At 67.7% G+C, this 8,478-nt stretch carries 5 protein-coding genes and 1 pseudogene; 2 read left to right on the forward strand and 4 right to left on the reverse strand.

The features are described from left to right. Together AB0D44_RS33790 and AB0D44_RS33795 are read left to right on the forward strand one after the other, a co-directional pair. On the forward strand, window positions 1-4,119 hold a 4,119-nt coding region (locus AB0D44_RS33790; RefSeq protein ID WP_362598554.1), incomplete at its 5' end, for an RHS repeat-associated core domain-containing protein. A gap of 163 nt (window positions 4,120-4,282) precedes the next feature. After that, window positions 4,283-5,263: a tetratricopeptide repeat protein gene (locus AB0D44_RS33795; RefSeq protein ID WP_362598557.1), complete on the forward strand. Its 981-nt coding sequence runs from the start codon at window positions 4,283-4,285 to the stop codon at window positions 5,261-5,263. 104 nt (window positions 5,264-5,367) lie between these two features. Here the strand turns inward: AB0D44_RS33795 and AB0D44_RS33800 are convergent, their stop codons facing one another. The 4 genes and pseudogenes from AB0D44_RS33800 to AB0D44_RS33815 form a co-directional block, all read right to left on the reverse strand. Next, window positions 5,368-5,550: a hypothetical protein gene (locus AB0D44_RS33800; RefSeq protein ID WP_362598560.1), complete on the reverse strand. Its 183-nt coding sequence runs from the start codon at window positions 5,548-5,550 to the stop codon at window positions 5,368-5,370. Between the two features lie 352 nt (window positions 5,551-5,902). Further along, window positions 5,903-6,253, reverse strand: a pseudogene (locus AB0D44_RS33805) (transposase); the annotation flags it as partial. A 126-nt stretch (window positions 6,254-6,379) separates the two neighbouring features. Then, on the reverse strand, window positions 6,380-7,033 hold the full coding sequence (locus AB0D44_RS33810; protein ID WP_362598562.1) for a hypothetical protein: 654 nt from the start codon (window positions 7,031-7,033) through the stop codon (window positions 6,380-6,382). Beyond that, window positions 7,030-7,650 carry a hypothetical protein gene (locus tag AB0D44_RS33815; protein WP_362598564.1) on the reverse strand — a complete coding sequence of 207 codons (621 nt, stop codon included), beginning with the start codon at window positions 7,648-7,650 and terminating at the stop codon, window positions 7,030-7,032. Before AB0D44_RS33815 ends, AB0D44_RS33810 begins: the two co-directional genes overlap by 4 nt. Between the last annotated feature and the right edge of the window lie 828 nt (window positions 7,651-8,478).

Raw genomic sequence — 8,478 nt, forward strand, 5'->3', positions numbered from 1 at the left:
GCACCGCCGAAGGACGGCACCCACACCCTGCAGGTCCGCTCGGTCGACAAGGCGGACAACAAGTCCGACGCGGCCGCGTACACCTTCCACGCGGGACCGGGCGGCTTCGTCCAGCCGTCCGCCAACGAGCGCACGGCCCGGCGTCTGCCGCTGGTGGCCGAGGCCGACGGCAACAAGTTCGACAAGGTCTCCTTCTCCTGGCGCCGCTCGGAAGCCGATCCGTGGGTGCAAATCCCGGCCGGTGACGTCACCTCCGGCGGCACTGCGCTGACCGCTTGGCCGACAGCGATGTCGGGCGGCAAGAACCCTCCGCTGGTGTGGAACGCGACCGACACGGTGAACCCGGACGGCACGGTCCAGATCAAGGCCGACTTCGCCGGCCCGAACGCGGCCGCGGGCTCCACCCAGCCGCTGACCGTCATCGTTGACCGCAACGCGAGCGGCGCGGCCACCCGTGACATCGGCCCCGGCTCGGTGAACCTGCTGACCGGTGACTACGTCATCCCGGCCACCGACAGCTCGGCTCTGGGCCTTTCGGTGACCCGCACCGCCACCTCCCGCGACCCCCTCAAGGGAAGCAAGCAGGCCGGCCAGGCCGCGATCTTCGGCAAGGAGTGGGTGTCCGGAACGGCCGCTGAAGCGACCGAGTCCGACTACTCCAACATCCGCAAGCTCTCCGACACTGCGGTCGATGTCGTCACCTCGAGCGGTGACCTGATCCACTTCACCGCGAATTCGGCCAAGAATGGCTGGATACCGGAGCCCGGCTCGGAGGACCTGACCCTCACCGGCAGCGTCACCGGCTCGTTCACCCTGTCCGACACCGACGGCTCGGTCACCGAGTTCACCAAGGCCGACCCGGCGGTGGAAACCTGGCAGGTCTCCTCCAGCCTGATCAACGGTCTGACGAACTCCACCACCACCGTGGTCTCCGAGTCAGTGACCGTGGACGGCAAGAAGCTGGCCCGCCCCAGGCGAATCATCGCCCCCACCTCCGCCGTGACCGCGGCCGCGTGCACGGCAAACCCCGCCACCAAGGGCTGCCGCGTCGTCGAGTTCGTCTACGGCACATCCACCACCGCGACCGACCTGGTCTTCGGTGACTTCAGCGGACAGGTGAAGAGCATCCTGCTCTGGTCGACGGATCCTGGTGCTGGCGCAGCCACCTCCAAGCAGATCCAGTCCTACGTCTATGACAAGGACGGGCGGCTGCGACAGGCATGGAACCCACTGATCAGCCCGGCGCTGAAGACGGAGTACAGCTACGACACCGCCGGCCGCGTCACGGGCTATACCCCCGCAGGGCAGCTTTCGTGGACGTTCGCCTACGGCAAGGTGGGCAGCGCTGCCACCGCAGGTGACGGCATGCTGCTGAACGCGTCCCGTGCCGGCCTCAAGCAGGGTACTGCGGATGTCGTGGAAGGCACGGCCACCACGTCGGTCGTTTACGAGGTTCCCCTCACGGGTTCCAAGTCCCCGTATGCGATGGGCGATGCCGACGTAAAGGCCTGGGGACAGCTGAGCGCGCCGACCGATGCGACCGCGGTGTTCCCCGCGGACGCGGTCCCGAGCAGCAACACCGGCGACGCCTTGACCTCGTCCTCGTACGGACGGGCCGACGTCACCTATTTGGGTGTGTCGGGCCGCCAGGTCAACGCCGTTGTTCCCGGTGGGCACATCACCACCACCGAGTACGACCGCTTCGGCAACACGGTGCGGGAGCTGAGCGCCAGCAACCGTGCCGTCGCCCTGGGTACGTCGGCGGCCGACCGCGCCATGCAGTCAGAGCTCGGGATCGGCTCCCTGTCCTCTGCGGAGCGCGCGAACCTGTTGACGACGACCTCGGTGTTCAGCGAGGACGGAACCCGGGAGCTCGAGGAGTTCGGTCCGCTGCGGCGTGTCGACCTCACGTCGGACCTGAAGTCCGGAACGACCGTTCTCGTGCCCGCCAACACCTCCGTCAGTGCCCGTTCCTGGACCATCAACGAATACGATGCAGGCCGTCCCACCGATGGCACCGCGACGGTCAAGAACCGGATCACCAAGGTCACCACAGGTGCCCAGGTCCGTGAGCACGCAGGAGTCCAGGGCGAAAGCCGCTCGATCCAGACGGTGCTCGACTGGGCCAAGGGCCTGCCCACCAAGACGATCAAGGACGCGGGCGGTCTGGCGATCACCGAGCAGACCGAGTACGACGCCCAGGGGCGTGTCACCAAGCAGATCCTGCCCGGCGCCAACGGCTCCGACGCGGGAACTCGGATGACGTCCTACTGGTCCGCGACCGGTACCGGTGTGTGTCAGGGACGCCCGGAGTGGGCCGACCAGGTGTGCTCCACCGGCCCGGCCGGTGCTGTGACCGGCGGAGGCTCCCAGCCGACACAGATGCCGACCACCACCACCGAGTACGACTGGTGGGGCAAGCCTGCCAAGGCCACCGACACCGCCAACGGCACCACCCGAACCACCACGACCACGCGTGACAGCGCAGGACGCACCAGCAAGGTGACGGTCACCGGCGGGATCGGCCAGACAGTGCCCGAGACCACCACCGAATACGACCAGGCCACCGGTGAGGTGACCAAGAGCGTTTCACCGGCCGGCGGCACGATCACCAAGGTGATGGACAAGCTCGGCCGTCAGATCTCCTACACCGACGCCGATGGTGGGCGGACCACCACGGAATACGACCTGCTCGGCCGGCCCGTCAAGGTCTCCGACAGCGTTCCCTCCACGCTCACCTACACCTACGACCACGCCGCCGAGCCGCGCGGCCTGGCCACGACGACCACCGACTCCATCGCCGGCGCCTTCCAGGCGACGTACGACGCGGACGGATCCGTCAACCGCGAGAAGCTCCCCGGCGGATATACCCTCGACATCACCGAGGACACCACCGGTTCCGCGGTCAAGCGCATCTACACGCGGGACAGCGACAGCACGCTGGTCATGTCCGACTCCGCCACGCGCTCCGTCCACGGCCAGGTCACCTCACATGCCGGCTGGTCCGCCCAGACCTACCGGTACGACGCCACAGGCCGCCTGGCAACCGTTCAGGACACTTCCAACACCGTCTGCACCCAGCGGACCTATGCTTTCGACAGCAGGAGCAACCGGCAGTCCGTGACCAGCGCTCCCGGCACTCCGGGGGCCGACTGCCCGACCTCCGGCGGTACGACCACCACCTCTACCTACGACAGTGCCGACCGTCTCACGGCCTCCGGCTACACCTACGACAACCTGGGACGCACGACGGCCCTTCCCGGCAGCACGCTGTCCTACTACGCCAACGACCTGGTCTACCAGCAGGTCGCGGGCAGCACTCGGCAGACGCGGCAGCTCGACGCAGCTCAGCGCTTCCGCTCCTGGACCACCGAGACCGGCAGCGGCTCCACCTGGACCCAGACCGGTTCCAAGGTGAACCACTACGACGGTGACAGCGACAACCCTCGCTGGATCACCGAGGACACCTCGACCGGTGCTCTCACGCGCAACGTCGACGCCGCCTCCGGCACCCTCGGCGCCATCACCAGCAAGACCGGCGACACCGTGCTTCAGCTCACCAACATCCATGGTGACGTCGCCCTGCAGCTCCCGCTCGACTCGGCCCGTCCGCCCGTAGCACTGGACAGCGGCGAATACGGCAACCCCGCAGCCGGCCAGCCCAGCACGCGTTACGACTGGCTCGGGGCCGAGCAGCGCTCATCGGAGACCCTGACGGATCTGACCCTCATGGGCGTCCGCCTCTACGATCCCTCGAGCGGCCGTTTCCTCTCGATCGACCCGGTCTACGGAGGAAGCGCCAACACCTACGACTACTGCTACGGCGACCCCGTCAACTGCCGTGACCTGGACGGCCGATGGATCTGGTTCTTCGGGCAGTTCTACAAGAAGACCGACCGCAACGCGATCGCTGCCTTCGCGAAGAAGAAGAACTGGAACCAGGACAACAGAAAGGAGCACCGCACAGGCGCGAGCAAGTCGAAGAAGGACAAGCACCAGAACGCCAAGGGACACGGCGGATGGAAGAAGCGGTCCAACGGCAAGTGGAAGCCCTTCGGTCGATTTGGTGGCCTCTGGGGCTGGGGATACCGAGGCAACGGGTGGGGCTGGGGCCTCTAGCCTCTATAGTCGAGTGCGCGCCACAGCTCGCACGGAAGACTGAACGCTTCACTCAAGCATGACGACAGGGCCGCAGGCGGGACACGTCCCCCTGCGGCCCTCTTTTCGAAGAATTGGACTTGATGTGGGAATCAGATCGGGCTGGGGCACCGCGCTGCTGCGCGTGGGTATCTCGAAGGCCGGTGAGCGTGCACTCCGTCGCAGCGCTCTGAACGGTGACCGCGACTCCGCGGAATCTCTCGCCCTCTTCTTGGAGTCAACCGGGGAAAGGATCCAGGCAGCCTCCGTGCTGCGGTCGTCGATCGCCGCCGGTGCTCCGGGCCTGGAACTGCAGCTGGCAGACCTTCTCAGCGAGGTCGACGACGAGGCCGAGGAGGCCGAGCGCTGGTACCGTCTAGCCGTCGAGCGCGGTCTCCCCGGAGCGGGGAACAATTTTGGCTGCTTCCTCTCGGACATGAACCGGAATCTTGAGGCTGAATCCGTACTCCAGGAATCCGCGCGCTCCGGAGACGTCCTCGCATCCGTGAACCTCGGAAAGCTGTACTTCGATCTGGGTGACTACGAATCGGCACGGAACTGGCTCGCACAAGCCTTGCTACAGGGAAACCACAACGCTCTTCCCTACCTTGCAAGGGCCGAGGCCGAGCTCGGGGACGTGGAGACCGCGCAGCGGCATGCCCTGCAGGCGATCGAGGGAACGGTGGATGGCGCGCTGCTGGCGTACGCCATCGCGCTGGCGGCCTCGCCAGACTCCGAGCCCGCTGAGATCGGCAAGGCGTTCGAGCGGGCACAGGACGGCGAGGCTGAAGCCCACCTCCGGTATGCGAACTGGCTGAAATCCGCAGGCAGGATCGAGGAAGCGATCGCCGAGCACGAGCAGGCCATCGCCCTCGGAGAGATCAACTCGCATCTCAACCTCGCGATCATCCTCGACGACCTCGGGCGCGGGCAGGAGGCGGAGGAACACCTCCGGCTCGGAACGGCAAGCGGGGACGACGAGGCCGCCGCAGCCCTGGCGCGTTTCCTGGCCGATGCCGGAAGGCCGCAGGAGATCCCCGACGTGATCCGGGAAGCGGAACGCCTCGGGCACCCAGCCGTGGAGCTCGGGAAGCTGTGGGACATGTTCGACGAGATGACCCGGTAAAACCGCTATCCCGGCACGTTCGTCGGACGGGTTGAGGTTGATGGCCACGAAGGCTCCTTTCGGCCCGGTGGTAAGTGGGGTTGGCGGCGGCCGGCCGAGGGAGGCTACGGGGCGGGCTCGTAGATCACGGTGGTGGTTGGGCAGTCCTCGACGAGCCGGAGCAGAGCCTGCCGCTCGGCCTCGTCGACGGCCAGGCCCCAGCGCAGCTTTGTGCCGACCCAGGTCGCGGGGTAGGTGCAGTGGTACGAGCCGTTCGAGGGCAGCCACTCGGCCGGGTCCTTCTCCACTTGAACCGGTTGGAGGCGGTAAAGACCGCGAGCAAGGTGTCCGGGCTGTCTTGACGTCGCCGCCGCCTGCGGGCGGGTCGGCTGCAGGCCCGCCGTTGTCGCCGCTTCCGAGATCATCCGGGGCCGCCGAATCGCGGACCAGCCCTCCCCGAAGCCCCACTCGTTGTCCTCGACGGCATCCCGCAGATCGCGGTGGTCTCAGCCCGCGGCAAGGCCCGCCGCACTCACGCCTGAGCGGCAACCGCTGCAGCGGCGTTCCGGTACTGTGCTGGGCCCGGCCGGCGGGTGAACTGTTCGAGAATGCGTGCGCTCCACACCCTCGGCGCCCCCCGACGTACGCGAACCGGCCAACGAGGATGCGCCGCAAGACGCGGGCGATGACGCCGCCGGGTGTGCGGCCTCGGTGTCGTTCGAGGTCGAGCTGGCCTTTGAACGTCTCGTTGATCGACTCGATGATTTGCCTCAGGGGTTTGAACAGGCGGGCGCCGGGCCGCTCACGTTCGCCCTTGCGGGTCGGCCGCAGCAACCGGACGCCATGTTCGGCGAGTTGGTGTTCGATTGCTCGGCCGAAGTAGTTCTTGTCGCCGATCAGGGCCTGTCCGGAACGGCGGGTGCTGAGGTCCGGTTCGGCGGCCAGGAGGTCAAGCAGGGTCTCGCGTTCGTCGGCCTTGGCTCCGGTCAGGGCGAAAGCGCGCGGGTTCCCGGAATCCTGAGCGTTGGGAGGCCGGAACCTGCATGTCAGCTGATGGCTGTGGTGGTCCTGCGCGTGGGTTCCTCGTGATTTACGGGCTTTGGCTTCCCAAGCGTTCGCCGTGCCGCATCCGAGTGGCTAGCTCGCAGACCAGTGCGGGTTCGGCATGCCGTCATCGCTCATGTGCGCCCGCTGCCAGATCCCATTCCAGTTGAATGGGGTCTCCGGTACGAACCGGTGCCGCTGCCCGCACGGACATGGCACCAGCACCCACGCGCACCCATGGCACAGCTCGACCCAGCCATGCCCGGTCGAGCTCAGCATTCGCGGTCCCTCGTCCCCGCAAGCCGGGCAGCCGGGCAGATCGGCGCCGTCCAGAAGCGCGTTCTGTCGCCGGACGTACTCGGACAGTCGCAGCGACGGGTGGCGAAACGGGTCTTCGAACCATGCACGCTCCGGGCTATCCCACCAGCTCCGCAGCCACCACGGCCGAGGGTTCGGTACAGCCCGCCGCCCAGCCTGCTTCTCCGCCCGACGCTGCACGGCGTACTCCTCTGCCCGCACGAGCCACAGCACCCGCGCCTCGTGCAGTTCCTCCACCGCCCGCGCCAGCGCGTCCGGGTCCGCCTCCAGCCGTCGGGGGATCGCGGCGCTGAGCGTGAGGTGGTGGTATGTCGCCCGCAGGCCATAAGGAGCGAAAACGGTGAGGCATGTGCGCAGCGCACTGTGCCGCCGGTGGAGGGGGAGCTGGGCGTCGTGCACGCGCGCCCGGTGGGTCAGGAAGCTGGTCATTCTGTGAGCTCTAGGTCCAGTGCCCGGGCCAAGGCGGCCGTGACGGCGGCGGCGTGTGTCGGCAGGTGTTGTTCGGCCCAGGTCCCGGCGAGGCTGTGGAAGTCCCGCAAGTCCGCCTCGGCACCGGTGATGAGCGCGCGCACTTGATCCACCGGCAGTTCGATCACCGGGCTTCCGTCCTTCGCTTGGGCGTCGAGAGTCAGCCGGACGTTGTCGCCGGTACGTTCGGCCGCTGAGGACGGGTCGTGGCCGAAGTAGGAGCAGCCGGTGCCATCTAGCACCTCCTGCCAGTCCCGCCAGGTCTCCAGGCCGTTGCAGCAACCCGGCTCGACGAAGACGGTGTTGGTGACTGTGTCAGTCACCCGGAACCCGCCGGCGGCCAACAGGTCGGGCATGGTGAGCAGCCCGTGCAGGAAGGCGCCGAGCGGGTCGGTCGGGCACGGCCTGTGCGCCTCTTCCGGTTCGAAGTTGTTGCAGTCGGCGATCCGCATAACCGCCGTGCCGACTTCCGCCGGAGTCAGCTCCCCGTTCAGTACGAGGTAGCCGTACGACCCGTACTCGCCAACTGGCCAGAGCGCGAAGTCGTCTGCGGCGAAGATCTCCAGAACGGGTTGCATCACAATCACACAGGGATGATGCCGGACCCGATGCCACACCGCCACGGGCTTTCGCTGCGGCATCGGGCTCGGCGGGTGCCCGCTACCTGGGCAGTTTCGCGGTTCCCTCCGGGTAGGCGGTGCCGACGTAGCGCATGGCGGTCTGTTCGGTGATGGCGAAGAGCCGCATGCTCTCAATGGATCAGCGAGTCACTAACGGAGTCGGGACTTCGGCTGATGTGAGTCGTAGGAGAACGACTGATACGACCGCAGGCGGCAGTTCGCGCTCTGGGCGGTGCAGGCGCTGCCGTCGGCGGTGCCGGGAGCCCTCCGGGCGGCAGAGCGCGTCGCAGACGATCCGCTGCTGCGCCAAGGACAGGCCCCCTCGTAGAACCGGCGTCGTCGAGTCTCTCCAGCCCTGCTCGGACCACCGCGTGCGGATCGGCTCCGCTCACCTTCGCGTGAGCGACGTGACCAGCTGACAACGCGCCGGTGGCTCTCCGGCCCCCTCCGGCTTCTACCACCGCTCCGGGCGCAAGGCCCTGGCGGTGATGGGCGCGGTGCCCTGAGCAGCACGCCCAGCGGCCCGTGAGGCGAGCCGCTAGATGTGCCGTCGATCGCCTGAGTGCGGACCACCCTCACCCGTGAAAGCGCTCCGGGGGACCGGGTGGACCCGCGGAGCTGCGGCTATCCGGTGCCGCCGCGTGGGCACAGCCTGCGTCGTCCAGGCGGTCGGCGAAGGCCCGGCGGATGAAGCTTGGGTTCTAGGAGTCGTTGCAACGCCCCAGCACAAGGGGTGCGATGGACTTCGAGATCCGGGGGGACCGGAAGCCGCAGGGAGCCAGGAAG

Source organism: Streptomyces sp. NPDC048349, assembly GCF_040651925.1.
In the GTDB taxonomy this organism is placed as follows: Bacteria; Actinomycetota; Actinomycetes; order Streptomycetales; family Streptomycetaceae; genus Streptomyces.